Here is a 25960-nt window from a genome sequence, read left to right on the forward strand (position 1 = left end):
AGGATTGACTAACTTGTACTGAGGAAAATCGAATGTCCAAAATCGTAAAAGTCATCGGTCGCGAAATCATCGACTCCCGTGGCAACCCGACTGTAGAAGCAGAAGTGCATCTGGAAGGCGGTTTCGTTGGTCTGGCTGCTGCGCCATCAGGTGCTTCAACCGGTTCTCGCGAAGCACTGGAGCTGCGTGACGGTGACAAATCTCGTTTCCTGGGCAAAGGCGTGACCAAAGCGGTTGCCGCTGTTAACGGTCCTATCGCTGCTGCGGTAACCGGTAAAGATGCCAAAGACCAGGCGAACATCGATAAGATCATGATCGAGCTGGACGGTACTGAGAACAAATCCAACTTCGGCGCTAACGCCATTCTGGCGGTTTCGCTGGCTGCAGCTAAAGCGGCTGCGGCTTCTAAAGGCCTGCCACTGTACGCGCACATCGCTGAACTGAACGGCACCCCAGGCAAATTCTCTATGCCACTGCCTATGATGAACATCATCAACGGTGGTGAGCACGCGGATAACAACGTTGATATCCAGGAATTCATGATTCAGCCTGTTGGCGCGAAAAACGTGAAAGAAGCCATCCGTATGGGTTCTGAAGTTTTCCACAACCTGGCAAAAGTGCTGAAAGCTAAAGGCATGAGCACTGCGGTCGGTGACGAAGGTGGCTACGCGCCTAACCTGGGTTCTAACGCCGAAGCGCTGGCTGTTATCGCTGAAGCGGTAAAAGCAGCAGGCTACGAGTTGGGCAAAGACATCACCCTGGCGATGGACTGTGCAGCGTCTGAATTCTACAAAGACGGCAAATATGTGCTGGCTGGCGAAGGCAACAAAGCTTTCACCTCTGAAGAGTTCACTCACTTCCTGGAAGACCTGACCAAACAGTACCCAATCGTGTCTATCGAAGACGGTTTGGACGAGTCTGACTGGGCGGGCTTCGCTTACCAGACCAAAGTACTGGGCGACAAAATTCAGCTGGTAGGTGACGACCTGTTCGTGACCAACACCAAAATTCTGAAAGAAGGTATCGATAAAGGCATCGCTAACTCCATCCTGATCAAATTCAACCAGATCGGTTCTCTGACCGAAACGCTGGCTGCAATCAAGATGGCAAAAGATGCAGGTTACACCGCGGTGATTTCACACCGTTCAGGTGAAACTGAAGATGCGACCATCGCTGACCTGGCGGTCGGTACTGCAGCAGGCCAGATCAAAACCGGTTCTATGAGCCGTTCTGACCGTGTTGCTAAGTACAACCAACTGATTCGTATCGAAGAAGCGCTGGGCGACAAAGCCCCGTTCAACGGTCTGAAAGAAGTTAAAGGCCAGTAAGGGTCTGTTGATGTGGCTGGATTGGCCGCATCATCGCTGATAAAGCCCCGCCTCGTGCGGGGCTTTTGCTTTTTTGGCACGAAGCAGCTGTGAACCGGCGGTGAAAATCTGCCATAATCTGCGCCTCGAATTTTAGACGTGAGTAAAAAATGTTCTACCCGATTAACGAAATGTTCCAGACCCTGCAGGGCGAAGGATTTTACACCGGTGTTCCGGCGCTGTTCATCCGTTTACAGGGATGTCCGGTGGGCTGTAGCTGGTGTGATACCAAGCATACGTGGGAAAAACTGGCCGATCGGGAGACCTCGCTGGGCGATATTCTGGTGAAAACCGTGGAGAGTGATGCCTGGGGCAGTGCCGATGCGGCGATGCTGATTGAGACTATTCAACGTCAGGGCTGGACTGCACGCCATGTGGTGATCACCGGTGGCGAACCGGCTATTTTTGATTTGCGCCCGTTGACCGAGGCGTTGGAAGCAGCCGGTTTCGAGTGCCAGATTGAGACCAGTGGTACGCATGAAGTGCACTGTTCTGACAGCACCTGGGTGACGGTTTCACCGAAGGTGAATATGCGCGGTGGTTACGATGTGCTGCCACAGGCGTTGCAGCGTGCCGATGAAATTAAACATCCGGTGGCGCGTGAGCGTGATGTGGAAGCTTTAGATGGGCTGCTGGCAGGCTTGCACGATGACAAGAAGCGCATCGTGGCGCTACAACCGATCAGTCGTGGCGATGCCGCCACCAAACTGTGCATTGAGACCTGCATTGCGCGTAACTGGCGTCTTTCGATGCAGACACATAAGTATTTGAATATCGCCTGATGAATTCGGTGCGCTTCAATGCGCACCCGGCGAAATTTGCACCGATTCTGCAAGGTCGCCATTTGTGGCGACCTTGTTCAAGCCCATACCGGTGCAGCCGAACGTATTACTGCTTCGCTTTATACGCGTCGAACGCCTGTTTGATCTCAGCTTTGGCTTTCGCCGCATCCTCAAAGCCATTCAGCTCAACTTTTTTACGACCATCTGGCAACTGCTTATACACGCGGAAGAACGCCTGCAGACGCTCCTGCTCCATCTTCGGCAGGTCTTTCATCTCTTTGATGTCGTCATAGGTTGGGTCGATTTTGCTGGTTGGCACCGCAACAATCTTGTCGTCCACTTCGCCACCATCAATCATTTTCAGCACGCCAATCGGGCGCAGTTTGATCAGTGTGCCCGGTTGCAGTGGCGCGCGGGTGTAGAAGATCACGTCCAGCGGATCGCCATCACCGCCCAGCGACTGAGTCAATGAACCGTAGTTCGCCGGATAGGCAACCGGCATCGACTGGAAACGGTCAGCAACGATGAAACCGGTTTTCGCATCGGTTTCATATTTGATCATCCCGCCTGCAGGAATCTCAGTCACGGCATAGAACTCATCCGGGACTTTCTCTGGTTGCGGGAAATCCAGTACGTTTTGCGCCTGAACGGCAGCAGAGGCTGAAACAAGCAAAGCAATGACAGAAAGGCGTTTAACGAAGTTCATTGTTGATTCTCTTGATCTTTAATGAAGGAGACAACAACGTAGTGGGGGGAGATGACAGCGAGATGAAGTGAACGTAAAGAAGCGTATAGCAGGAAAGTCAGGCTGCACAGCGGCAGCCCGTTAACCGTGATTAACCTTTATAAGTACACCCAGCGGTACAGGTTTCTTTGATCATCACTGCACTCAGTTCTGGCAGGATCGGCTTCATCTGATCCCAAATCCATTTCGCCAGTACTTCACTGGTCGGATTTTCCAGGCCTGGAATATCATTCAGATAGTGATGATCGAGACGATCATAAATCGGCATAAACGCCGCTTTTAGTTCGGCAAAATCCATTACCCAACCGGTATGCGCATCCACTTCACCGGTGATTTCTAATCGCACCAGGAACGAATGGCCATGCAGACGCCCACATTTATGCCCTTCAGGCACATGCGGCAGGCGGTGGGCAGATTCGAACTGGAACTCTTTAAACAGCGTGGTAGACATAATGGCTCTCAGACTTAAAAACCGCCGAATTCTACCTGAATCACAGATTTTTCGCACCCGCTTACGATGAAAAGGGCATTTTGCGCACGCCCATGCCGCAACAAGTTGATTAACGTATTGAATAACCGCATCTTTATTTACCACTTTTGCCGATTAACATTACCCGAAAAACCACTTAGTCATTTTGGTTATTAATTATGTCGAAGGCGTATTTAATCGTTAATATACAGCCCGGTAACCTACCCACTCTTCCGCCATATATCGGTCCGGACTTCAGACACTGGAATTTTTAACGCGATGACGACTCAGGCACCAGGTTCAATGCTTCCGCTTAATCCGGAGCAACTCGCGCGCTTACAGGCAGCGACCACGGATTTTAACACCACTCAGATGGCCTGGCTTTCCGGCTACTTCTGGGGCATGGTCAACCAGACGCCGGGCGCCGTTGCCGCACCCGCGCCGGTGCAGGCCGAGGTGCCAACCATCACGCTGATCTCCGCATCGCAGACCGGTAACGCACGTCGCCTGGCTGAACAGCTGCGTGATGACCTGTTGGCCGCTAAGCTGAGCGTTAATCTGGTGAACGCCGGGGACTACAAGTTTAAGCAAATCGGTCAGGAGAAATTACTGGTTGTTGTCACTTCCACTCAAGGTGAAGGTGAGCCACCAGAAGAAGCCGTGGCGTTGCACAAATTCCTGCTGTCGAAAAAAGCGCCGAAATTTGCTGCTGGCGCCGCGTTTGCGGTGTTCGGCCTCGGCGATACCTCTTACGAATTCTTTAGCAAAGCCGGTAAAGATTTTGATGAGCGCCTGGCGGAACTGGGTGCAGAACGCCTGCTGGATCGTGTTGATGCCGATGTGGAATACAAAGAGCAAGCTGCGGCCTGGCGTCAACAGCTGACCGAGATTCTGAAAGCGCGCGTGCCAGGTGAGCCTTCAGTGGTGGCGGCCGTGACGGCTTCCGGTGCTGTGAATGACATTCACAGCAGCCCTTACACCAAAGAAGCGCCGCTGACCGCCAGTTTTGCCGCTAACCAAAAAATTACCGGTCGCGATTCGGATAAAGATGTTCGCCATATCGAAATCGATCTGGGCGATTCTGGTCTGCGCTATCAGCCGGGCGATGCGCTGGGCGTGTGGTTTGAGAATGACGCCGAACTGGTGCAGGAACTGCTGCAACTGGTGTGGCTGAAAGGCGACGAGCCGGTTGAGGTTAACGGTGAAAACCTGCCGCTGGCTGAAGCGCTGCAAAAGCATTATGAGTTGACGGTGAACACGCCGCAGATCGTTGAACAGTATGCTGCGCTGTCACGCAATGATGCGCTGCTGGCGCTGTCGGGTGATAAACCGAAATTACAGAGCTATGCGCAGAGCTTCCCGATTGTCGATATGGTGCGTCAGGCACCGACTGAACTCAATGCAGAACAGCTCACTGGTCTGTTGCGTCCTCTCACACCGCGCCTCTATTCGATTGCTTCATCGCAAGCGGAAACGGATACCGAAGTACATATTACTGTCGGTGCGGTGCGTTACGAGATTGATGGTCGTCAGCGCGGCGGCGGTGCTTCAACCTGGCTGGCAGATCGAATCGAAGAAGAGGGCGATATCCGCGTGTTCATCGAACACAACGACAACTTCCGCTTGCCGGCGAATCCGGAAACCCCGGTGATCATGGTCGGCCCTGGCACGGGCATCGCGCCGTTCCGTTCCTTTATGCAGCAGCGTGATAACGACGGCGCAGGCGGCAAAAACTGGCTGTTCTTTGGTAATCCGCACTTCACCGATGATTTCCTCTATCAGGTGGAATGGCAGAAGTACGTCAAAGACGGTTTGCTGACCCACATTGATTTAGCGTGGTCACGTGACCAGGCTGAGAAAATATACGTACAAGATAAAATCCGCGCCAAAGGGGCGGAAGTGTGGCGCTGGATTGAAGAAGGCGCGCACCTTTACGTCTGCGGCGACGCTAATCGCATGGCGAAAGACGTTGAGCAGGCATTACTGGATGTGGTGGTCGAACACGGCGGCATGGATCGTGAAACGGCTGACGAATTTTTAAGTGAGCTGCGCATTGAGCGCCGTTATCAGCGAGACGTTTACTAATGAGCGAAAAACATCCTGGACCGCTGGTCGTTGAAGGCAAGCTGACCGACGCAGAGCGTCTGAAAAAACAGAGTAACTACCTGCGCGGCACCATTCTCGAGGATCTCGATGATGGCCTGACCGGCGGCTTCAGTGGCGATAACTTCCTGTTGATCCGTTTCCACGGCATGTACCAGCAGGACGACCGCGATATTCGTGCGGAGCGTGCGGCGCAGAAACTTGAGCCGCGCCACGCGATGATGCTGCGTTGCCGCCTGCCGGGCGGGATTATCACGCCAACGCAATGGCTGGCGATTGATAAGTTCGCCACCGATAAAACCATTTATGGCAGCATCCGTCTGACTAACCGTCAGACCTTCCAGTTTCACGGCATTCTGAAAAAGAACGTGAAGCCAACGCACCAGATGCTGCACGAAGTTGGCCTCGATGCATTGGCAACGGCGAATGACGTCAACCGTAACGTGCTCTGTACCTCGAATCCGGTCGAGTCGGAACTGCACCAGGAAGCCTACGAGTGGGCGAAAAAGCTCTCTGAGCACCTGCTGCCGCAAACCCGCGCATACGCTGAGATTTGGTGGGATAAAGAAAAAGTTGCCACGACGGATAAAGAGCCGATTCTGGGCGAAACCTATCTGCCGCGTAAGTTCAAAACGACCGTGGTGGTGCCACCGCATAACGATGTCGATCTGCATGCGAATGACCTGAACTTCATCGCCATTGCTGAGAACGGCAAGCTGATTGGCTTTAACCTCTTGGTTGGCGGTGGGTTGTCGATCGATCACGGTAATAAAGCGACTTATGCGCGTACTGCGAGTGAGTTTGGCTTCCTGCCGGTAGAGAAGATCCTTGATGTGGCGGCTGCGGTAGTGACCACGCAGCGCGACTGGGGTAACCGTACCGATCGTAAAAATGCCAAAACCAAGTACACGTTGGAACGTGTCGGTGTCGAAACCTTCAAAGCGGAAGTTGAAAAGCGTGCTGGCCTGACGTTTGAACCGATTCGTCCTTACGCGTTTACCACGCGTGGCGACCGCGTTGGCTGGGTGAAAGGCATTGATAAGAAATGGCACCTGACGCTGTTTATTGAAAACGGTCGTCTGCTGGATTATCCAGGCCGTCCGCTGAAACGCGGCATCGCCGAAATTGCCAAAATTCACCAAGGCGATTTCCGCCTGACTGCTAACCAGAATCTGATTGTGGCCGGTGTGCCGGAGAAGCAAAAAGCGCAGATCGAAGCTATTGCCCGTGAACACGGTTTGATGGAAGCGGTGACGCCACAGCGTGAAAACTCAATGGCTTGTGTGGCTTTCCCAACCTGCCCATTAGCGATGGCCGAAGCCGAACGCTTCCTGCCTTCGTTTGTGACCAAGGTGGAAGAGATCATGCATAAGCATGGCGTCGGTGAAGAGCACATAGTGCTACGCGTTACCGGTTGCCCGAACGGCTGTGGCCGGGCTTTGCTGGCTGAGTTAGGTCTGGTGGGCAAAGCACCTGGCCGCTACAACTTACACATTGGCGGCAATCGCATGGGTACACGCATTCCACGCATGTACCGCGAGAACATCAACGAAGGCGAAATTCTGGCCAGCATCGACGAATTAGTGGCGCGCTGGGCAACCGAGCGTCAGGCCGATGAAGGCTTCGGTGACTTCGTGATTCGCGCTGGCATCATCAAAGCCGTGGTGGATCCCGCCCGTGATTTTTGGGACTCGGAGGCAGTATGACGGTACTTGATCTCGCAGCACTGAATAGTGGCAGCAAAGTCGATCGCATCATGGCATTGGCCGAAAGCAACGTGCAGCTGGAGAAACTCTCCGCTGAGCAGCGCGTGAGCTGGGCGCTGGAGAATATGCCGGGCGCGTTTGTGCTGTCCTCCAGCTTTGGTATTCAGGCGGCGGTTCTGCTGCATATGGTGACGCAGCAGAAACCGGATACGCCGGTGATCCTGACCGATACCGGCTATCTGTTCCCGGAAACTTACCGCTTTATTGATGAGTTGACTGAGAAGCTCAATCTCAATCTGCAAATCTTCCGTGCTGAGACTTCTCCAGCATGGCAGGAAGCGCGCTACGGCAAACTGTGGGAGCAGGGCGTCGAGGGGATTGAGCAGTACAACCAGATCAACAAGGTCGAACCGATGAATCGCGCGCTGGAAACGCTGGGTGCGCAGACCTGGTTTGCGGGTCTGCGCCGTGACCAGTCAGGCAGCCGCGCCAGTTTGCCGGTACTGGCGGTGCAGCGCGGTGTGTTCAAGATTCTGCCGATCATTGACTGGGATAACCGTCAGGTGCACCAGTACCTGAAACAACATGGCCTCAAGTATCATCCGCTGTGGGATGAAGGCTATTTGTCAGTGGGCGATACGCACACCACTAAGAAGTGGGAACCGGGCATGGCAGAAGAAGAAACTCGCTTCTTTGGCCTGAAGCGCGAGTGCGGATTGCACGAAGGTTGATGCATCAATAAAAGGGTAGCGGCGTGATTTATCGCGCCTCCCTGCAGCGCCTCTAACGCTGACAGGTACACGCTAAATCGTGCCGCTACTATGTCGTCCTTAAATCCCTTTTAACCCTTCAAACGCCTCCGCTGCACGCGTCACGTTTACTTTGGTCACGTCATAATGCGCCACCGCGACAAAAGGATCTTCCGCGAGGATAGTATCCAAACGGGCGCGATCCATCTCCTTCACCAGCACCATGCCGCCGGTGCGCGGATCTTTACGGCCTGCTGCAATAAAGTCACCGCTGTCAAAGTAACGATCCAGCCACTCAATGTGTGGCGCCAGCAGTGCATCGGCTTCTTCTGCCGGACGGAAATAGTTGAGATACACCACGTACATAGCAAATCCTTAAGTTGTTGGGTTAGCCAGCTCGGTGACCAGCGGCAGTAAGATCTTTACGCTATCACGCGTGCGTTGCGTAATCCGGCCCGGTAGCCAGCGATCCAGATAATTGAGGTTATCACGGTCGGTTTGGTGGCGTACGTTGCCCTCCGGGAAGTGGCTGCTGTGCGCCCGCTGCTGCTGTCCGTCTTTATTACCCAGCGCCCAGTTGGCGGCGGTGACATCCAGCAGCGGCATGCCGGCTTTATCAAAGGGATTCACGCCCGGATAGTCGCGTGCCGTCAGCGTGTGGCTGGCGGCGGAAATACCGTAGCGATGTGCGAGTTGCACGGCGCGCGCGCTGGTCTGCTTGCGTACCGCTGAGGGCGTATTGGCACCACTGTTAAAATAGAGGTGATCGCCGACGATCAGGCTGTTGAGATCAATCACCAGCAGCGTGTTCTTTTTCTCCTGCGCGCTCATGCGCGACAGGTAGTCATCCATCCCGTGCAGCCCGGCTTCACCAGCGCTAAGCGCGACAAAGCGCACGCCGTAGTGCAGTGGCGTTTTACTCAGCTGTTGCGCCAGTTCCAGCATCACACCCAGACCGGATGCATTGTCGTCCACACCTTGTAAACGCAGGCCGCCCAGATTGCTATCCGCCTCATGGCGGCTGAGTGGCGTCCAGGTGTCGAGATGCGTGACGATCAGGATTTCTTGCGGCACCGCACCGCTGCGCGCGGCGATCACCGACGTGGCGGAGACTTTACGTGCGCGGGTTTCGCCCTTGCGCTCTAACCAGTTGTAGCTGGTATTGAACTGGCGGGTATTACTCTTATAGCCAAGCTCGGTGAATTGCTGCTGCAAATAGTCGGCCGTCATCAGCTCAGCAGGGCTGCCGCTCATACGGCCAGGGAAGTAGGTGGCGATGTGGCGCAGCTGCTGTTCGGCAAAATGCCCTGGCGCGTAGCTTGCAGCATGGGCAAAGAGAGGCAAACCGCCCGCGATCAGTGCAGCCAGCACGGTGCGGCGGAGAGTGGCAAACATAGTAATTGTCCTTTTATGTCATCCCGTGATGCTAAAAAAATTCCGGGTTAGTATGAAACTGTGACCGCGATTGCACAATTTGAATTGCTCCGAAACACCAGCAATATCATCTGTTAAGCACAAATTGTTATCAGCAATCCTGGGGCGTTATTCCATTCGGTAACTACTAATGCCAATTCGTAATTTCATCTGCCAGAAGGTGGGAAAGTATAGTCGCGTTAACTTATTGTAAAACTAACAAGGTTAACGTGGATTATCTGCCTCTCTTTGCCGATCTCAAAAACCGTCCAGTGCTGGTTGTTGGCGGTGGTGAAATCGCGGCGCGTAAAATCGAACTGCTGCGACGTGCCGGTGCGCGTGTGCTGATAGCAGCGCGCGACCTCGGCCATGAGTTGCAGGCGCTGCTGGAAATCGATGCCATTGAGTGGATTGCACATCACTTCGATCCAGTTCAGCTGGATGGCGTCTTCTTAGTCATCGCTGCCACTGATGATAACGCGCTCAATGCGCAGGTTTTTGACGCCGCCAATGCCCGCCACAAGCTGGTCAACGTCGTCGACGATCAGCCCAAGTGCAGTTTTATCTTCCCTTCAATTGTCGATCGCTCCCCGTTGGTGGTGGCGATCTCCTCTAGCGGTACCGCGCCGGTGTTGGCTCGTTTACTGCGTGAAAAAATTGAGTCGTTGTTACCTGCCAATCTCGGTCAGATGGCTGAAGTGGCGGGGCAGTGGCGTGACAAGGTTAAACAGCGCTATCACAGCATGTCGGAACGTCGTCGTTTTTGGGAGCGGGCATTTAACGGTTTGTTCGCCAGCCAGATGTCAGCCGGTAACGTCAATGAAGCCCGCCGCACGCTGGATCGCGAGTTAGAGAACAGCAGCGACAATCAGGGTGAAATCACGCTGGTGGGTGCCGGTCCAGGTGACAGCGGTTTACTGACGTTACGTGGCCTGCAGGTGATGCAACTGGCGGATGTGGTGCTGTATGACCATCTGGTGAGCGACGAAGTGTTGGAACTGGTGCGCCGTGATGCCGACCGCATCTGCGTTGGTAAACGCGCTGGAGCACACTCCGTATCTCAGGAAGAGACCAATGCGATGCTGGTCGAGCTGGCGCAGCAGGGCAAACGTGTGGTGCGTCTGAAAGGTGGCGATCCCTTTATCTTTGGTCGCGGCGGCGAAGAGTTGCAGGCGGCGAAGGCAGCGGGCATTCCGTTCCAGGTGGTGCCGGGCATTACCGCAGCGGCGGGTGCCACCGCCTATGCCGGAATTCCGTTAACCCATCGCGATCACGCGCAGAGCGTGCTGTTTGTCACCGGCCACTTACGCAGTGATAGCGAAGGCATCGACTGGCCAACTCTGGCGCGTGCGCGTCAGACCTTAGCGATTTATATGGGCACGTTGAAAGCGGCAGAAATCGCGGCGGGCCTTATCGAACATGGACGCGCGGCTTCCACGCCAGTGGCAGTAATTGGCTGTGGCACGCGACAGGATCAGCAAGTGCTGACCGGAACATTAGATCAACTTGAGGCGCTGGCAGTGGCCGCGCCCACGCCAGCACTCATCGTGATTGGCGAAGTGGTGAATTTACACGGGCAATTAGCCTGGTTCCAACATTCGGCACAGCAGGGGGCTCGCGAGTCCGCCGTTGTCAATTTGGCTTGAGGAAAAATTATGGACCAAAATCGTCTTACTCATCTGCGCCAACTGGAAGCAGAGAGTATCCATATCATCCGCGAGGTGGCGGCCGAGTTCAGCAATCCGGTGATGATGTACTCCATCGGTAAAGACTCCTCGGTGATGCTGCATCTGGCGCGTAAGGCCTTCTATCCTGGCACGCTGCCATTTCCGCTGCTGCACGTTGATACCGGCTGGAAATTCCGTGAAATGTACGAGTTTCGCGATCGCACCGTGAAAAACATGGGCGCGGAACTGCTGGTTCACCGTAACCCGGAAGGCGTGGCGATGGGCATCAACCCGTTCGTCCACGGTAGCGCCAAGCACACCGACATCATGAAAACCGAAGGCCTGAAGCAGGCGCTGAATAAGTACGGTTTTGATGCTGCCTTTGGTGGTGCACGTCGTGACGAAGAGAAGTCACGTGCCAAAGAGCGTATCTACTCGTTCCGCGACCGTTTCCATCGTTGGGATCCGAAAAATCAGCGTCCAGAGCTGTGGCATAACTACAACGGCCAGATCAACAAAGGCGAGAGCATTCGCGTGTTCCCACTCTCCAACTGGACTGAGCTGGATATCTGGCAGTACATCTTCCTGGAAAACATCGAAATCGTGCCGTTGTACCTTGCGGCGCCGCGTCCGGTGTTGGAGCGCGATGGCATGCTGATGATGATTGATGACGATCGCATTGATCTGCAGCCTGGCGAAGTGATCAAACAGCGTATGGTGCGTTTCCGTACCCTCGGCTGCTGGCCGCTGACCGGTGCTGTCGAATCCGAAGCGCAAACGCTGCCGGAAATTATTGAAGAGATGCTGGTCTCCACCACCAGTGAACGCCAGGGACGCGTGATTGACCGCGACCAGGCCGGTTCGATGGAAATGAAGAAACGTCAGGGTTATTTCTAAGGAGACGCAGATGAATACCGTAATTGCACAACAGATTGCCGATCAGGGCGGAGTCGAAGCCTGGCTGACCGCGCAACAACACAAAAGCCTGCTGCGTTTCCTGACCTGCGGTAGCGTCGACGACGGCAAAAGTACGCTGATTGGTCGCCTGCTGCACGATACCCGTCAGATTTATGAAGATCAGCTCTCTTCGCTGCACAACGACAGCAAGCGTCACGGCACCCAGGGCGAGAAACTCGATCTGGCGCTGCTGGTGGATGGCCTGCAGGCTGAGCGTGAGCAGGGCATCACCATCGACGTGGCGTATCGCTACTTCTCCACCGAGAAACGCAAATTCATCATCGCGGATACGCCGGGACATGAGCAGTACACCCGTAACATGGCGACCGGCGCATCCACTTGTGATCTGGCGATTCTGCTGATCGATGCGCGCAAAGGCGTGCTGGATCAGACTCGTCGTCACAGCTTTATCTCGACGCTGCTGGGTATCAAGCATTTGGTCGTCGCCATCAACAAGATGGATTTGGTGGATTACAAGCAAGAGACTTTTGAACAGATCAAACAGTCTTACCTCGATTTTGCTGGTCAGCTGCCGGAAGATCTCGATATTCGCTTTGTGCCGATGTCTGCGCTGGAAGGCGATAACGTGGCGACGCCAAGTGTGACCATGCCATGGTACAGCGGCCCGACGCTGCTCGACGTGCTGGAAACCGTGGAACTGAACCGCGTGGTGGATCATCAGCCGATGCGCTTCCCGGTGCAGTATGTGAACCGTCCAAACCTCGATTTCCGTGGTTATGCCGGTACGCTGGCATCAGGCACGGTGCAGGTGGGACAGCGCGTGAAAGTGCTGCCATCCGGCGTTGAGTCAACGATTTCGCGCATTGTGACCTTTGATGGTGATTTGCAGGAGGCGGCAGCGGGTGAAGCCATTACGCTGGTGCTGAAAGATGAGATCGACATCAGCCGTGGCGATCTGCTGGTCGATGCCGCTGCTGAGTTGCAAGCGGTGCAATCTGCCACGGTTGATGTGGTATGGATGGCAGAACAGCCGCTACAGCCGGGTCAAAGCTATGAAGTGAAAATTGCCGGTAAAAAAGCGCGCGGCCGCGTGGAAAAGATCATTCACCAGATGGAGATCAACACGCTGGAAAAACGTGCGGTGGAAAGCCTGCCGCTGAACGGTATCGGCCTGGTCGAAATCACGTTTGATGAGCCGATGGTACTGGATGCGTATCGCCAGAACCCGGTCACGGGCGGCATGATCTTTATCGATCGCCTGAGCAATGTCACGGTCGGTGCGGGGATGATCAATCAACCGCTGACTGATGTGCGTGGGCAAGCCGGTCAATACAGTGAATTTGAGCTTGAGTTGAATGCACTGGTGCGTCGTCATTTCCCACACTGGAATGCGCGCGACCTGCTGGGTGGCAAGTAATGGCCCAACACGACGAAAACGTGGTGTGGCATGACCATCCGGTCACCCGAGAAGAGCGGGAACAGCAGCACGGCCATCAAGGCGTGGTGCTGTGGTTTACCGGGTTATCAGGCTCGGGAAAATCCACGGTGGCCGGTGCGCTGGAGCAGGCGCTGCATCGTGCTGGCGTCAGCACCTATCTGCTGGATGGCGATAACGTGCGTCACGGCCTGTGCCGTGACCTCGGCTTCAGTGATGACGATCGTAAAGAGAACATCCGGCGCGTAGGAGAAGTGGCGAAACTGATGGTGGATGCCGGTTTAGTGGTATTAACCGCCTTTATTTCGCCGCATCGCGCGGAGCGTCAGATGGTGCGTGACTTGCTTGGTACCGGGCAGTTTATCGAGGTGTTTGTCGATACGCCGCTGGCCGTGTGTGAAGCGCGCGATCCCAAAGGTTTGTACAAAAAAGCCCGAGCCGGTGAGCTGCGTAATTTTACCGGTATCGACAGTGTTTATGAGGCGCCAGACGCGCCGGAAATCCATCTTGATGGCGAACAATTGGTTACAAAACTGAGTGCCCAATTGTTAGACCTCCTGCGTCACCGCGATATCATCAGATCCTGAACCGACAGCGGCAAATCTCATCAGGTTTGCCGCGTTTAAGCGTCAACAGGATCTCTATGCAGAACGTTACCCCCATGCTGGCACGTAAAGATGAACGCACCCCGGATGAGTCTCGCTCATCATTACCGGGCGGCGTGATTGGCTTTCTCTCGTACTGGTGCGCGCTGGCGATTCCGTTCATGCTCTACGGCTCCAATACGCTGTTCTTCTTTCTCTACACCTGGCCTTTCTTCCTCGCGCTGTTACCGGTTTCGGTGCTGATTGGCATCGTGCTGAGCTTAATGATTCGTGGGCGCTTGGTCTGGAGTGGGGTGATCACCGCGATTGTTGTTGTCTGCCTGTTTTGGCTGCTGTTCTCATTTCTCTCGGGTTGGTAGTCCGATCCTGATGTGCAAACGCATCGGCAGGTTACAAAACTTTACCTGCCGTCCCGCTTTTAGCCTTGCCGTTTTTTGTACAGACAATCGTCTGCTGCTGGCATTTTCACTGTCACTGTGGAGTCCTGTGCGAAGTTATGGGATGATTGGGCCGTTTTTCAGGGGGCGGGGATGGGAAAACTGACGTTACTGTTGCTCGTGCTGCTGGGATGGCTCCAATATTCCTTGTGGCTGGGTAAGAACGGTATTCATGACTATACGCGCGTCAATGAAGACGTCGCGTCGCAACAGGCGAATAACGCCAAACTCAAAGCACGTAACGATCAGTTGTTTGCCGAAATTGATGACCTCAATGGCGGTTCAGAAGCAATTGAGGAACGTGCACGTAATGAACTGGGTATGATTAAGCCCGGTGAGACTTTCTATCGTCTGGTGCCAGACCAGAATAAACGTAACGCGCAACAAGCTGCGCAAAATCAACAACGATAAACCATGAACAAGCTCTCTTCCCTTGCGGATGTGATTGCCGTGGTGCCTGCCGCAGGCGTGGGCAGCCGTATGCAGGCTGCCTGCCCAAAACAGTATCTGACCATTGGTCAATTTACCCTTCTTGAACACAGCGTTGCGCGCTTGCTGGCTCATCCAGCCGTTAAACAAGTGATCGTGCCCATCAGTCCTGATGATGGCTGGTTTGATTCGCTACCACTGGCGCAGGATTCACGCGTACTGCGTGTGACCGGTGGCGACACGCGTGCGGAGTCGGTGCTGGCAGGTTTGCAGGCAATTAAACATAGCGAATGGGTACTGGTGCACGATGCCGCGCGGCCATGCTTACACCCTGATGACCTGGCACGCCTGCTGGCGGTTCGTGAGCACAGCAAAGTCGGGGCGATTCTGGCGGCACCGGTGCGTGACACCATGAAGCGTGCTGAACCCGGTAAAGCGGCGATTGCGCATACCGTTGAACGCGAAGATCTCTGGCACGCACTCACGCCACAATTTTTCCCGCATCAGCTGCTGACGGCGTGTTTAACGCGTGCACTTCATGAAGGCGCTACTATTACCGATGAAGCGTCGGCGCTGGAATATTGCGGCTATCATCCAGAGCTCGTCAGCGGACGCAGCGACAACATTAAGGTGACGCGGCCAGAAGACCTGGCGCTGGCGGCCTTCTATCTAACCCAGATTCAGTTAAAGGAGAGCGCATGATGCGTATCGGTCACGGTTTTGACGTTCACGCTTTTGGCGGCGAAGGTCCGTTAGTGATTGGTGGGGTGCGTATTCCCTTCGAACACGGTTTTGTTGCCCATTCAGATGGCGATGTGGCCCTGCATGCACTAACGGATGCGCTGCTCGGCGCGGTGGCGATGGGCGATATCGGCAAGCTATTCCCGGACACCGATCCCGCCTTCAAGGGGGCGGACAGCCGTGGCTTGCTGCGTGAAGCCTGGCGTCGCATCCAGCAGAAAGGTTATCGCATTGGTAACGTCGATGTGACCATCATCGCGCAAGCGCCGAAAATGCTGCCGCATGTGCCGCAGATGCGCGTCAACATCGCCGAAGATCTGGGCTGCCATATGGATGATGTCAACGTCAAAGCGACCACGACCGAGAAGCTCGGCTTTACCGGCCGTGGCGAAGGCATTGCCTGTGAAGCCGTGGCGCTGCTGGTGAAGGCCGATTAAGTATGAGTGAACTGCTTTACCTGCACGGCGTTCCAAGCGCCACCGGCGTGATCAAGGCCAATCCCGAAGATTTCTTGGTGATTGAAGACCTCGGCTATCCCTATGATGGCGAAGGCGAGCAGGTGCTAGTGCGCATCCGCAAGATCGGTTGCAATACGCGCTTTGTCGCTGAAGCAATCGCGAAATTCCTCGGTGTGCATCAACGTGATATGAGCTATGCCGGGATGAAAGACCGCCATGCGGTGACCGAGCAGACGCTGTGTTTCCGCGTGCCGGGTAACGCGATGCCGAATTTGGCCGGTTTCCAGCTGGAAGGTGTGGAAATTCTGCAGGTGATCCGCCATAAGCGCAAATTGCGCACTGGCGCGCTAGCAGGTAATGCGTTCCGCTTGGTTGTGCGTCAGATTTCGGATCGCGCTGAAGTGGAAGCGCGCTTGCAGCATATCCAGCAAAGCGGCGTGCCTAACTACTTTGGTGAACAACGCTTTGGCCGCGGCGGCAATAACCTGACGCAGGCAAAATTGTGGGCAGAAGATAAGTTCCGCCCGCGCGATCGCAGCATGAAAGGTATTTTGCTGTCCGCTGCGCGCAGCCAGCTATTTAATCAGGTCACCAGTGCGCGTTTGCAGCGTGATGGCGTGTTGGATCAAGTGCAGGAGGGCGATGCGCTGCAGCTGGCCGGACGCGGCAGCTGGTTTGTGGCGCAGGCAGAAGAGTTGGCGGAATTGCAGCAGCGTGTGAATCATCATGAACTGCGCATCACCGCGCCGCTCGCCGGGCGAGGTGAGCTGGGCCCCCAGGGAGACGCGCTGGCCTTTGAGCAGGCTAATCTCGCACCTGCTGCGGATTTGCTGGCGCTGCTGGAGCGTGAACGCGTTGACGCGGCACGCCGCGCCATGCTGGTGGTGCCGAAAGATCTGCGCTGGAACTGGTGGGATGACGTGACGCTGGAGATGCAGTTTTGGCTGCCAGCCGGGAGTTTTGCCACCAGCGTGGTGCGCGAACTGCTGAGTAACGGTGCCGCTGCGCCTATCAGCGAGGAATAACCCCACTTTAACCGGCCTTAACGCCGGGTAAATCTTTACTCCGGCTGCGTAATGTTGCGGCAAACGCCGGAAGTTCCGTGATTTACGCCTACCACTTCCCGCGCCTCACCGCTAGAATGCAAACATCTTCGTCTCGCCAGATCTTCTTTATCCGGCACCCTAATAGCGGATGCCAGGCGAGTTGAGGGCCAGTTGAATGAACAAAGGTCAGGAACAGATGCGGATATTGCTCAGCAACGACGATGGAATTCATGCCCCCGGCATTCAGACGCTGGCTCGCGCACTGCGTGAGTTTGCGGAGGTGCAGGTTGTCGCGCCCGATCGCAATCGAAGTGGCGCATCAAATTCCCTGACGTTAGAAACCCCGCTGCGTACTTTTACCCATGAGAATGGTGACATCGCCGTACAGATGGGTACGCCGACGGATTGTGTGTTTCTCGGGGTTAACAAACTGATGCAGCCACGTCCGGACATTGTGGTTTCAGGGATCAACGCCGGCCCCAATCTGGGTGATGACGTGATTTACTCTGGCACCGTGGCCGCCGCAATGGAAGGGCGCCATCTCGGACTGCCCGCGCTGGCGGTTTCACTCAATGGCCATCAACACTATGCCACCGCAGCGGCGGTGACCTGCACACTGCTGCGGGCGCTGTCCCGTGCACCGCTGCGCACCGGGCGTATCCTGAATATCAACGTGCCTGATCTACCGCTATCGGAAATCAAAGGTTTTCGTGTGACACGCTGTGGCAGCCGTCATCCTGCCGATCAGGTGATTTGCACGGAAGATCCGCGCGGCCATACGCTGTACTGGATTGGTCCACCGGGGGATCAACTGGATGCGGGCCCCGATACCGATTTCGCGGCGGTGGATGCAGGTTATGTGTCGCTAACGGCACTGCATGTCGATCTCACTGCACATGCGGCACAAGAAGTATTACGCGACTGGTTAATCGAGGCTGAGGTAAATCTGGCATGGTGAACCGCCGCATCGAAACGCTGTTAGAGCAGCTGCGTGCCCAGGGAATTCACGATGAGCACCTGCTTAAAGCCATCGCCGATGTCCCGCGTGAACGCTTTATCGATGAGGCGTTTGAACATAAAGCCTGGGAAAACGTTGCGCTGCCGATTGGCAGTGGGCAGACGATTTCACAGCCCTACATGGTGGCGCGGATGACCGCGTTACTTGAACTGAACCCGGAATCTCGCGTGCTGGAAATTGGCACTGGTTCGGGGTATCAGACCGCTATTCTGGCCCATCTTGTTAATCACGTTTATTCCGTGGAACGCATCAAAGGGTTGCAGTGGCAGGCCAAGCGCCGCCTGAAACAACTCGACCTGCACAATATTTCGACGCGCCATGGAGACGGCTGGCAAGGCTGGGCAGCGCGTGGCCCGTTTGATGCCATCATTGTCACCGCCGCACCCCCTGAAATTCCGACTGCGCTGATAGCGCAATTAGGTGAGGGTGGCAAAATGGTGCTGCCAGTAGGCGAAGATCAGCAGGTCTTAAAGCGTTTACATCGCCAGGGTGATGAATTAATTGAAGAAATCATCGAACCCGTCCGCTTTGTGCCGTTAGTTCAGGGCGATCTAGCCTGAGCCATTGCTACGTAAATCTTCACAACTGTTACATGGCATGGCGCAGTTGATATTGTTACTATCCTTGTTAATCAATGTGAAAGACCGTATTTCGCCTGTTGCGCAGTGAATAATGCGGTCACATCCACGACACAGTTACATCCAGGTTTGCCATAACGGGGGATCAATGAGCACGGGAAGCACAGTATTTCAATTACGCCGTTTGGCGGCACTTTCACTGGTAGGTTTTTGGCTGGCGGGCTGTAGCTCAGGCGACAACACGCAGGCTCCGATAAGCCAGATTGGCGGCGGCGGGGACAGCGGTATGATGTCCTCAGGCGGCGGCATGACGTCTGCACCCAGCAGCGGTGGCATGCTCTCATCGCAGAACAGTACCGTACCCGCCATGCCACACGGCGGAATGTTAAGCGGCGGTACACCATCGGCTGCACCCTCCGGTGGAATGGTTAGTGGCAATAATAATGTTGTCACGCAAAATGGTCGTATCGTGTACAACCGTAATTATGGGAATATTCCTAAAGGTAGTTACGGTGGTGAGACCTATACCGTCAAACGTGGCGATACCCTGTTTTATATTGCCTGGATTACCGGCAATGACTTCCGCGATCTGGCGCAACGCAACAATGTCGCGGCCCCGTATGGCCTGGAAGCCGGGCAAGTGCTGCAGGTTGGCAACGGTAATGGCCAGACCATCACCGGTGGCAATGCGATAACCGCAGCGGACGCCACGCAGGGCGGGGTGCCGGTTGCATCCAACCAGACGCAAATTAAATCTGCCCCTGTTGCACAGCAACCTGTTATTACGTATTCTGATGATTCGGGTTCGACAGGCGGTAAAATGCTGCCGTCGAAAGGAGCAAATAATGTGGCAACGACCACAGCTCCGGTTACCGCACCGCCTACAGTCAGCAGCACGACTAACAGCACAACCCCAGTGGGAAGCTGGCGTTGGCCGACTGATGGGAAGATCATCGATAACTTCTCCGCTGCGGAAGGCGGAAACAAAGGGATCGATATCGCCGGTTCGCGTGGACAACCTGTTGTCGCCACTGCTTCAGGAAGGGTGGTATACGCAGGCAACGCGCTCCGTGGGTACGGTAATTTAATCATCATCAAACACAATGATGATTATCTGAGTGCTTACGCCCATAACGATTCCATGCTGGTCCGGGAACAACAGGAAGTTAAGGCGGGGCAAAAAATCGCTACCATGGGTAGTACCGGAACCAGTTCGGTTAGATTACATTTTGAAATTCGTTACAAGGGGAAATCCGTAAACCCGTTGCGTTATTTACCGCAGCGATAATCCGGCAGAACCTTAGGTGTTCTGCCCTTGGATCACGGGTAGGAGCCGCTTATGAACCAGAATACGCTGAAAGTTAACGAGTTACATGAAGATGCGGAATTCGAGGAGAACGGAGCTGAGGTTTTTGATGAGAAGGCTCTCGTTGAGAACGAACCTGGTGATAACGAAGTAGCTGAAGAAGAGCTGTTGTCACAGGGTGCGACGCAACGCGTTTTGGATGCGACGCAGCTTTACCTTGGTGAGATCGGTTACTCTCCACTACTGACGGCGGAAGAAGAAGTGTTCTTCGCTCGTCGTGCACTACGTGGTGACATTCCTTCTCGCCGCCGCATGATTGAAAGTAATTTACGCCTGGTGGTGAAAATTGCCCGTCGTTATAGCAATCGTGGTCTCGCACTGCTGGATCTGATTGAAGAGGGTAATCTCGGCCTGATTCGTGCCGTGGAGAAGTTTGACCCAGAACGTGGGTTCCGTTTCTCAACATACGCCACCTGGTGGATACGTCAGACTATTGAACGGGCGATCATGAATCAAACCCGTACTATTCGTCTGCCGATCCACATCGTTAAAGAGTTGAATGTTTATCTGCGTACCGCGCGAGAACTTTCGCACAAGCTTGACCATGAGCCGAGTGCTGAAGAGATTGCCGAGCAGTTAGACAAGCCGGTTGATGATGTAAGCCGTATGCTGCGTCTCAACGAGCGTATTACCTCGGTTGACACACCGCTGGGTGGAGATTCCGAAAAAGCGCTGCTGGATATCCTGGCCGATGAAAAAGACAACGGCCCGGAAGACACCACGCAGGACGATGATATGAAACAAAGCATCGTTAAGTGGTTGTTTGAATTGAATGCCAAGCAGCGTGAAGTGCTAGCGCGTCGTTTCGGCCTGTTAGGCTATGAAGCGGCAACGTTGGAAGATGTGGGCCGTGAGATCGGGTTGACCCGTGAGCGCGTCCGTCAGATTCAGGTTGAAGGTCTGCGTCGTCTGCGTGAAATCCTGCAGACTCAGGGCCTCAACATTGAAGCACTGTTTCGCGAATAAGCTGTAACCGGCAATAAAAAACGGTGACCCCTGGGTCACCGTTTTTTTATGTGCGTTATCAGGCCGTTACGCTAATGAGCGGCGTCATTACCCGCCGATCATCAGAAGCGAACTAAACCAACGTTTTAAGGCGGTAAATCCACTCCAGCGCCTGTTTTGGCGTGAGGCTGTCCGGGTCCAATGCTTCCAGCGCGTCTACGGCTGGCGATGTTTCTGCCACCAGCAGCTGCATTTGCGACCCTTCTACAGTGGATGCCGCTGAACTGCCGGAGAGCGCTTCCAGCTCTTTCAGCTTGTTGCGCGCACGTTTGATCACGTCTTTCGGCACGCCCGCTAACGCAGCAACGGCTAAACCATAACTTTTGCTGGCTGCGCCATCTTGTACGCTGTGCATAAATGCAATGGTATCGCCATGCTCCATGGCATCAAGATGCACATTCACTACGCCTTCCATTTTTTCCGGCAGGGTCGTCAGTTCGAAGTAGTGGGTGGCAAACAGCGTCATTGCTTTGATGCGGTTTGCCAGACTCTCCGCACAAGCCCATGCCAGCGACAGCCCATCGTAGGTCGATGTGCCGCGACCGATTTCATCCATCAACACCAGGCTGTTCTCAGTGGCGTTGTGCAGGATGTTGGCCGTTTCCGTCATCTCAACCATAAAGGTTGACCGTCCAGACGCCAGGTCATCAGCCGCACCGACGCGAGTAAAGATGCGATCGATGGGACCCATTATGGTTTCTTCGGCTGGCACATAGCTGCCAATCCACGCCATCAGCGCAATCAATGCAGTCTGACGCATGTAAGTACTTTTACCGCCCATATTGGGGCCGGTGATGATCAGCATGCGTCGTTGATTTGACAACGATAGCGGGTTAGCAATAAACGGCTCTTTCAGGACCTGTTCCACGACCGGATGGCGGCCTGCGGTGATGCGAATGCCCGCTTTTTCCTGCAACACCGGGCGGCAGTAATTCAGTGTCCAGGCACGCTCTGCCAGGTTAGCCAGCACATCCAGTTCAGCCAGTGCCGCCGCACTGATCTGCAGTGCTTCAAGGTGTGGCAGAAGACGGTCGAGCAACGCCTCGTACAGTCCTTTTTCCAGCGCCAGCGCTTTCCCTTTCGAGGTCAGTACTTTGTCTTCGTACTCTTTCAATTCAGGAATGATGTAGCGCTCGGCGTTCTTCAGCGTCTGGCGGCGTACATAGTGAATCGGCACCAGGTGACTTTGGCCGCGGCTGACCTGAATGTAGTAACCATGAATTGCGTTAAAACCTACCTTTAAAGTATCCAGCCCTAGCTTCTCTCGTTCGCGAATTTCCAGGCGGTCGAGATAATCAGTGGCACCGTCTGCCAGCGCACGCCATTCATCTAATTCAGCGTTATAACCGGGCGCAATCACACCACCGTCACGCACCAGCACGGGAGGGGATTCAATGACGGCTTGTTCCAGCAGCTCGCGCAATTCAGTAAACTCACCCATCTGCGAACGCAAATTGACCAGTTGAATCGCCTCGACATCTTCCAGCTGCTGGTTTAATTCCGGCAGTTGCTGGAATGCATGTCGCATGCGAGCTAAATCACGCGGGCGCGCGGTGCGCAGTGCCAGACGCGCCAGGATGCGTTCCAAATCGCCCACCTGGCGCAGTACCGGCTGCAGTGCTTCACTCAGGGATTGCAGTTCGGCAATCGATTCCTGGCGACGACTGATGGTGGTGACGTCGCGCAGTGGCATATGCAGCCAGCGCTTCAGCATACGGCTGCCCATCGGAGTCACGGTTTTATCCAACACTGCTGCCAGGGTATTTTCGGTACCGCCGGCCAGATTTTGCGTGATTTCCAGGTTGCGGCGAGTGGCTGCATCCATGATTACGCTGTCCTGCTGGCGCTCCATACTTAACGAGCGAATATGTGGCAGGGAGGTGCGTTGGGTATCCTTGACATATTGAAGCAGACAACCTGCAGCGCGTAGCGCCAGATGAGCCTGTTCAACACCAAAGCCGCTGAGATCACGCGTGCCAAATTGCAGGTTTAATTGCTGGCGTGCGGTGTCGATTTCATATTCCCATAGCGGACGACGGCGCAGACCACGGCGCTGATCGATCAGCGCCATGGCCTGGAAATCTTCGGGATAGAGCAGTTCGGCAGGATTAGTGCGCTGGAGTTCTGCCGCCATGGTCTCCTGATCGACCGGTTCGCTCAGGCGAAAACGCCCCGAACTGATATCGAGGGTGGCATAGCCAAACCCGCGCTGGCTCTGGAAGATTGCCGCCAGTAAGTTGTCCTGACGCTCCTGCAGCAGCGCTTCATCACTGATGGTGCCGGGCGTCACAATGCGCACGACTTTACGCTCAACCGGTCCTTTGCTCAGTGCCGGGTCGCCAATCTGCTCACAGATCGCCACGGATTCACCGAGCTGGACCAGTTTTGCCAGATAACCTTCAACAGCATGATAGGGCACGCCCGCCATCGGGATGGGTTCACCCGCTGACGCGCCGCGTTTCGTGAGTGAAATCTCCAGCAGTTGTGATGCTCGCCTGGCGTCGTCGTAGAACAGCTCGTAAAAATCGCCCATGCGATAAAACAGCAGGATTTCGGGATGGTCAGCCTTCAGGCGCAGGTATTGCTGCATCATCGGAGTATGGGTGGAAAAGTCCTTGTCTACAGACTCTTTCATATTGAATTTACTCATTTTTATGGTTTTAGAAGTACTCAAGTGGCCCCATGTGAAACCATGATAAACTCATCTAAATCCGAAAATTTGTATGCCAGATGTATTCTAGATACTATCCAGAATACAACATGTCACTTTGGTATACATGAGGCGAAAATCGTGAAGATGATTCTGAGTCAATCCATAGTAATCAACAAGTTGTCTATAGAGACAAAACCCGAGTTTGATTCAGATGGACGAATTATGTATGTGCCTAATGTATCTGGTAAGCCGTATCTTATCACTGACAGCCACCGTGATTCACCCGTTGGCTTTGGTGTAAAGATCAGTGCCACAAAGAAGACCTATATCATTCAACGAAGGGTTTCAGGTGAGAGGAGAAGCCCTTCAGAGGGAAAGTCACCTTCGCAGGTCATCAGAGCAACAATAGGTAATGTATCGGATTTCGCTTCGATTGATCAGGCTCGTGAGGTTGCGAGAACCTATGCACAATCGATGAAATCCACTAAAAGAAATCCAAATGCAGTTAAGCGAGAGGCTGATATCGCTGAACTGACCCTAAGTGAGATTTTTGCCCAATACCGAAAGCATCTTCTTGGACGAAGCAAACCAGCAAAACCAAATTCAATCCGGGTGCTGGATAAAGCGGAACAAAAGCTCCAAGAATGGGAAAGGTATCGTGTTCGTGACCTTACTGGAAACATCATTTTGAAGAAGTTTGATGAGATGGCTTCAAAGACCAGGACAACAGCCGAGCAAACATTCCGATGGGCCAATGTGGCTGTACAACATGCTATTGATGTTGAAGCAATGGATGCTCAGAGTCAGCAACGATTACCCGTTCTCACCTATAACCCCTTTACAGTCCTCAGGGTGCAAAAGAAATACCGTAGTCGCTCTGAACTGGAAGAAAGCTATCAGTCAAAAGGTGTGAGAAATCCGCTTTCCTCAAAAGATACCTTGGGGAAGTTTCTTGATGCCCTATACAACAAAAGAAGCTTCAACCGCCTTGGTTGCGATTATCTCCTGCTAACGGTCCTGCTTGGAGCAAGAAAGGAAGAGACGGCTTCGCTCTGCTGGAGAGATGAGCTATCTGTAGAAGAAGCAAAGTCTACGAGCTATGTCGATTTGGCTAATAGGAAAATATTCTTCTTTGATACCAAGAACAGGACTAACCATGAACTTCCCATCTGTGATGCAGCAAAATGCTTGTTGGAGAACAGAAGGGATATCGTTTTTGAGAAGGAATTAAAAGCGAGTAGAAGGAAATGGGTCTTTCCAGCACGTTCTCCACGAAGCCAAGCTGGTCACTACAGCGACAGTAAAAGTCTAAGGGAATATCTTTGTGAAGAGGCAGGAATCGTTAAACTTGGAACTCATGACCTAAGAAGGACATTCGGTCGTATCGCAGAAGAGCTTGTTTCCTATGCAGTAGTGAAGAAGCTTTTAAACCACCGCAATACTACCGATCCAACAGAAAGGTATGCGGAACCAGACAATAATCGTGTATATGAAGCACTTCAACGGATTGAGTTACACATATTGATGACGGCTCCTCGATTATATAATAGTTTATTGGCATCAGCTAAATACCCTCCAATACCTGAAAATGTCGGGAAGGATGCATGAGCACTATCGAAACTTTGAGAGCAATGTCAGAAGTGTGGAGTTTGTTTAGTGACATGCCAGATGATGCCACTGTAGGAGTGGATTTAGCGGCACTTTACTTAGGAGTAAGTGTTAAAACACTTGCTCGTTACCGTCAGAATGGTGATGGTCCGCCCTATGTTCAGTATCAATCCTCAGATAGCAAAGCACGAAATCAACGAGTAAATTATCTGCTTGGTGATCTGAGGAGTTGGCGAAATGGTCATAGAGTTAATAACACTATGCAGGCGGCTCAGGTTAGAAGGTTAACCTTTTCTACTTTATCTGACTTAACAAAACCACAGCCATTCTGGATTTTCAAATCACAGATAGTGATAGGTCATGCTTTATGTATTGAAGACTACATTTTCAAAAGTTTTCTTATCAGCAACGACTATCAGGTCATTTGGATATGTGTTAACGATGTATTATTAGAAAAATGGTCTTTTTCCACGGAAAGAAAGAAATGGCATTCTGTTTTGGTTTATGTTTTGAACCGAAGAATATTAAACTCAGTAGCTCAACAAGAAAAAAATGAATTGTATGAGGCTCTCATGAATACTAATAAAATTCCATAACTCGATATAAAACTTGTTTTTTTAATTTAATATATTATGTGAGTCTTCATAACTTGTATAATAAAT

At 53.6% G+C, this 25960-nt stretch carries 25 protein-coding genes; 20 read left to right on the top strand and 5 right to left on the bottom strand.

Annotated features, from left to right (window positions below; genetic code table 11):
* The first annotated feature begins 32 nt into the window (after positions 1 to 32).
* Both eno and queE read left to right on the top strand, forming a co-directional pair.
* Entirely contained in the window at positions 33 to 1328 is a 1296-nt protein-coding gene (gene eno, locus LH22_RS06775) for a phosphopyruvate hydratase (protein ID WP_034823037.1), read from the top strand.
* Positions 1329 to 1477: 149 nt separating this feature from the next.
* Positions 1478 to 2149 (top strand): 7-carboxy-7-deazaguanine synthase QueE, encoded by a 672-nt coding sequence (gene queE / locus LH22_RS06780; RefSeq protein ID WP_038645147.1) that lies wholly within the window; start codon positions 1478 to 1480, stop codon positions 2147 to 2149.
* 106 nt (positions 2150 to 2255) lie between these two features.
* On the opposite strand, the gene LH22_RS06785 is transcribed toward queE, so the two are convergent.
* Positions 2256 to 2855 carry an inorganic diphosphatase gene (locus LH22_RS06785; RefSeq protein WP_038645149.1) on the bottom strand — a complete coding sequence of 200 codons (600 nt, stop codon included), beginning with the start codon at positions 2853 to 2855 and terminating at the stop codon, positions 2256 to 2258.
* Positions 2856 to 2985: 130 nt separating this feature from the next.
* Complete coding sequence (gene queD / locus LH22_RS06790) at positions 2986 to 3348, bottom strand: 6-carboxytetrahydropterin synthase QueD (RefSeq protein ID WP_176505758.1); 363 nt, start codon at positions 3346 to 3348, stop codon at positions 2986 to 2988.
* A 294-nt stretch (positions 3349 to 3642) separates the two neighbouring features.
* On the opposite strand from queD, the gene cysJ reads away from it, so the two are divergent.
* From cysJ to LH22_RS06805, 3 genes are read left to right on the top strand one after another with little or no spacing between them, the layout of a single operon-like run.
* Positions 3643 to 5448: an NADPH-dependent assimilatory sulfite reductase flavoprotein subunit gene (cysJ, locus tag LH22_RS06795; protein ID WP_038645151.1), complete on the top strand. Its 1806-nt coding sequence runs from the start codon at positions 3643 to 3645 to the stop codon at positions 5446 to 5448.
* Positions 5448 to 7172, top strand: a complete 1725-nt coding sequence (cysI, locus tag LH22_RS06800) for an assimilatory sulfite reductase (NADPH) hemoprotein subunit (protein ID WP_034823019.1) — start codon at positions 5448 to 5450, stop codon at positions 7170 to 7172. The genes cysJ and cysI overlap by 1 nt, the downstream gene beginning before the upstream one ends.
* On the top strand, positions 7169 to 7903 hold the full coding sequence (locus tag LH22_RS06805; protein ID WP_038645152.1) for a phosphoadenylyl-sulfate reductase: 735 nt from the start codon (positions 7169 to 7171) through the stop codon (positions 7901 to 7903). Before cysI ends, LH22_RS06805 begins: the two co-directional genes overlap by 4 nt.
* Positions 7904 to 8002: 99 nt before the next feature.
* Here LH22_RS06805 and LH22_RS06810 read toward each other — a convergent pair whose 3' ends face one another.
* Together LH22_RS06810 and LH22_RS06815 are read right to left on the bottom strand one after the other, a co-directional pair.
* Positions 8003 to 8287, bottom strand: coding sequence for a YciI family protein (locus tag LH22_RS06810; RefSeq protein ID WP_038645154.1), 285 nt, complete (start codon positions 8285 to 8287; stop codon positions 8003 to 8005).
* Positions 8288 to 8296: 9 nt separating this feature from the next.
* The gene (locus tag LH22_RS06815) at positions 8297 to 9316 is read right to left on the bottom strand and encodes an aminopeptidase (RefSeq protein ID WP_038645156.1); all 1020 of its coding nucleotides are present in this window, start codon (positions 9314 to 9316) and stop codon (positions 8297 to 8299) included.
* Between the two features lie 248 nt (positions 9317 to 9564).
* On the opposite strand from LH22_RS06815, the gene cysG reads away from it, so the two are divergent.
* The 13 genes from cysG (at position 9565) to rpoS (ending at position 20998) form a co-directional block, all read left to right on the top strand.
* Complete coding sequence (cysG, locus tag LH22_RS06820; protein WP_038645158.1) at positions 9565 to 10980, top strand: siroheme synthase CysG; 1416 nt, start codon at positions 9565 to 9567, stop codon at positions 10978 to 10980.
* A gap of 9 nt (positions 10981 to 10989) precedes the next feature.
* Positions 10990 to 11898: a sulfate adenylyltransferase subunit CysD gene (cysD, locus tag LH22_RS06825; protein WP_034823008.1), complete on the top strand. Its 909-nt coding sequence runs from the start codon at positions 10990 to 10992 to the stop codon at positions 11896 to 11898.
* Positions 11899 to 11908: 10 nt separating this feature from the next.
* Entirely contained in the window at positions 11909 to 13336 is a 1428-nt protein-coding gene (gene cysN / locus LH22_RS06830) for a sulfate adenylyltransferase subunit CysN (protein WP_038645161.1), read from the top strand.
* Positions 13336 to 13941, top strand: a complete 606-nt coding sequence (gene cysC, locus LH22_RS06835) for an adenylyl-sulfate kinase (RefSeq protein ID WP_034823004.1) — start codon at positions 13336 to 13338, stop codon at positions 13939 to 13941. The genes cysN and cysC overlap by 1 nt, the downstream gene beginning before the upstream one ends.
* Positions 13942 to 13997: 56 nt before the next feature.
* A complete protein-coding gene (locus tag LH22_RS06840) occupies positions 13998 to 14318 on the top strand; it encodes a DUF3561 family protein (RefSeq protein ID WP_038645163.1) in 321 nt (106 codons plus the stop codon).
* 171 nt (positions 14319 to 14489) lie between these two features.
* On the top strand, positions 14490 to 14807 hold the full coding sequence (ftsB, locus tag LH22_RS06845) for a cell division protein FtsB (RefSeq protein WP_007893240.1): 318 nt from the start codon (positions 14490 to 14492) through the stop codon (positions 14805 to 14807).
* 3 nt (positions 14808 to 14810) lie between these two features.
* Positions 14811 to 15527, top strand: coding sequence for a 2-C-methyl-D-erythritol 4-phosphate cytidylyltransferase (ispD, locus tag LH22_RS06850; protein WP_038645166.1), 717 nt, complete (start codon positions 14811 to 14813; stop codon positions 15525 to 15527).
* Positions 15527 to 16003, top strand: coding sequence for a 2-C-methyl-D-erythritol 2,4-cyclodiphosphate synthase (gene ispF, locus LH22_RS06855; protein WP_038649909.1), 477 nt, complete (start codon positions 15527 to 15529; stop codon positions 16001 to 16003). Before ispD ends, ispF begins: the two co-directional genes overlap by 1 nt.
* Positions 16004 to 16005: 2 nt before the next feature.
* Entirely contained in the window at positions 16006 to 17049 is a 1044-nt protein-coding gene (gene truD / locus LH22_RS06860) for a tRNA pseudouridine(13) synthase TruD (protein ID WP_038645168.1), read from the top strand.
* A 217-nt stretch (positions 17050 to 17266) separates the two neighbouring features.
* Positions 17267 to 18028 (top strand): 5'/3'-nucleotidase SurE, encoded by a 762-nt coding sequence (surE, locus tag LH22_RS06865; protein ID WP_038649911.1) that lies wholly within the window; start codon positions 17267 to 17269, stop codon positions 18026 to 18028.
* Entirely contained in the window at positions 18022 to 18648 is a 627-nt protein-coding gene (locus LH22_RS06870; protein ID WP_038645170.1) for a protein-L-isoaspartate(D-aspartate) O-methyltransferase, read from the top strand. Before surE ends, LH22_RS06870 begins: the two co-directional genes overlap by 7 nt.
* A 166-nt stretch (positions 18649 to 18814) precedes the next feature.
* Entirely contained in the window at positions 18815 to 19954 is a 1140-nt protein-coding gene (gene nlpD / locus LH22_RS06875) for a murein hydrolase activator NlpD (protein ID WP_038645172.1), read from the top strand.
* 51 nt (positions 19955 to 20005) lie between these two features.
* Complete coding sequence (gene rpoS, locus LH22_RS06880) at positions 20006 to 20998, top strand: RNA polymerase sigma factor RpoS (protein ID WP_034822992.1); 993 nt, start codon at positions 20006 to 20008, stop codon at positions 20996 to 20998.
* 112 nt (positions 20999 to 21110) lie between these two features.
* Here rpoS and mutS read toward each other — a convergent pair whose 3' ends face one another.
* Positions 21111 to 23672: a DNA mismatch repair protein MutS gene (mutS, locus tag LH22_RS06885; RefSeq protein ID WP_038645174.1), complete on the bottom strand. Its 2562-nt coding sequence runs from the start codon at positions 23670 to 23672 to the stop codon at positions 21111 to 21113.
* A 156-nt stretch (positions 23673 to 23828) separates the two neighbouring features.
* Between mutS and LH22_RS06890 the strand changes: the two genes are divergently transcribed.
* Positions 23829 to 25298, top strand: a complete 1470-nt coding sequence (locus tag LH22_RS06890) for a tyrosine-type recombinase/integrase (RefSeq protein ID WP_038649913.1) — start codon at positions 23829 to 23831, stop codon at positions 25296 to 25298.
* A complete protein-coding gene (locus LH22_RS06895) occupies positions 25295 to 25894 on the top strand; it encodes a hypothetical protein (RefSeq protein WP_038645176.1) in 600 nt (199 codons plus the stop codon). The genes LH22_RS06890 and LH22_RS06895 overlap by 4 nt, the downstream gene beginning before the upstream one ends.
* Positions 25895 to 25960: the final 66 nt, after the last annotated feature.

This window comes from Pantoea rwandensis (assembly GCF_000759475.1).
In the GTDB taxonomy this organism is placed as follows: domain Bacteria; phylum Pseudomonadota; class Gammaproteobacteria; order Enterobacterales; family Enterobacteriaceae; genus Pantoea; species Pantoea rwandensis_B.